This window comes from Dietzia sp. B44, from assembly GCF_014145245.1.
GTDB lineage: Bacteria > Actinomycetota > Actinomycetes > Mycobacteriales > Mycobacteriaceae > Dietzia > Dietzia natronolimnaea.
The window spans coordinates 1-1598 of sequence record NZ_JAALEF010000343.1; the positions used below are offsets into that span (position 1 = coordinate 1).

Annotated in this window: 2 protein-coding genes; both read left to right on the forward strand. The window is 71.8% G+C overall.

All coding sequences use genetic code 11. The annotated features are described in order from the left end of the window. The coding region (locus G6017_RS11535; RefSeq protein WP_347237867.1) for a DUF6541 family protein at positions 1-604 on the forward strand (604 nt) is incomplete at its 5' end. Positions 605-693: 89 nt separating this feature from the next. Then, on the forward strand, positions 694-1598 hold a 905-nt coding region (locus tag G6017_RS11540), incomplete at its 3' end, for an SDR family NAD(P)-dependent oxidoreductase (protein WP_182617453.1).

Sequence of the window (1598 nt, forward strand, 5' to 3'; positions counted from 1 at the left end):
GGCGGGCCTGCGGGTCGCGGTCGCCCTAGCCGCGCTGGTGGCCACCGGGTCGTGGGTCGTCCAGGCCTCGCCCGAGTACGCCGCGGCCGCGGGCGCGAACCAACGGGCGGGCAGGATGGTCGACAGTCACGATCTGCGGGCCTTCGACTGGCTCTCCGAGCAGCCACAGGCGTATTCGGGCCTGATCTACACCAACCCGGACGAGGGGTCGGGGTGGATGTACGCCACCAACGGGCTGCCCTCGACCGCACGCCACTACCTGCAGTCGGGCTCCACCGCACCGCTCACCACCCACTTGTTCTTCAGCATGGACCGGGCCGGGACCGACCCGAGGGTCGACGCCGCTCTCGACGAACTCGGCGTGACCTACGTGTACGTCAGCCCGCCCAATTACTGGGGATTCCAGAAGCCCAACGACCACCTGCTCCGGCTCGACCAGACCCCGGGCCTGGTCAAGGTCTACTCGGACTCCCAGGTGCGGATCTTCGCGGTCCGTGCCGCCTTCACCGAGGCCGAGCTCGCCCGGATCCTGGCCGACTCGCCGTTCCCGCCCGATGGACGTACGCCGCTGACCCGCGCCACCGCGCTGTACGGACGGGAGTGAGCGGGCCGGCCCGGGCCGGGTCGTATCCTTGGAGCTGTTGTCCGACAGGGCGCCGCGGCGGGTTCGCCGCACATCGGGAGGGGATCTGAATGAAGGCACTCGTGACGGGTGGGGCCGGGTTCATCGGGTCGACCCTGGTGGACCGCTTGCTGTCCGAGGGACACGAGGTGACGGTCGTCGACGACCTGTCACGGGGTCGGCTGGAGAACCTCACGAGCGCCCGCGAGGCCGGTTCGCGGTTCACCTTCCGGCAGGTGGACCTGACCGACCCCGCGATCGGGGACCTGGTGGCGGACCTCGCCCCGGAGGTCGTGTTCCACCTGGCCGCGCAGATCGACGTCCGCCTGTCGGTGGAGGACCCGGTGCATGACGCCGAGGTCAACGTGGTGGGCACCGTCCGGCTGGCCGACGCCGCCCGACGGGCCGGGGTGCGGCGGATCGTCTTCACCTCCTCGGGGGGATCGATCTACGGACCCGTCACCGACCTGCCGGTGGCCGAGTCTCGGCCGGTGGACCCGATGAGCCCCTACGCGGCGGGCAAGGTCGCGGGCGAGGTCTACCTGGAGATGTTCGCCAAGCTGTACGGCATCGAGTGGGCGGGCGTGGCGCCGGCCAACGTGTACGGGCCGCGTCAGGACCCGCACGGCGAGGCCGGGGTGGTGGCGATCTTCGCCCAGCGCCTGCTGGCCGGGGAGCAGACCCGGGTCTTCGGGGACGGGGGCAACACCCGGGACTACGTGTTCGTCGACGACGTGGTGGACGCCTTCGTTCGCGCCGCGACCGTTCCGGCCGCCGCCGGACTGCGCTTCAACGTGGGCACCGGAATCGAGACCAGCGACCGCGAACTGCACACCCTGGTGGCCGCGGCGGCGGGATCGGGGGACGACCCCGAGTACGCACCCGCGCGTCTGGGGGACGTCGCACGCTCGGCGCTGGACGCCGGCCGCGCCGCCGATGTGCTGGGCTGGACGCCGCGGGTCCCGATCACCGAGGG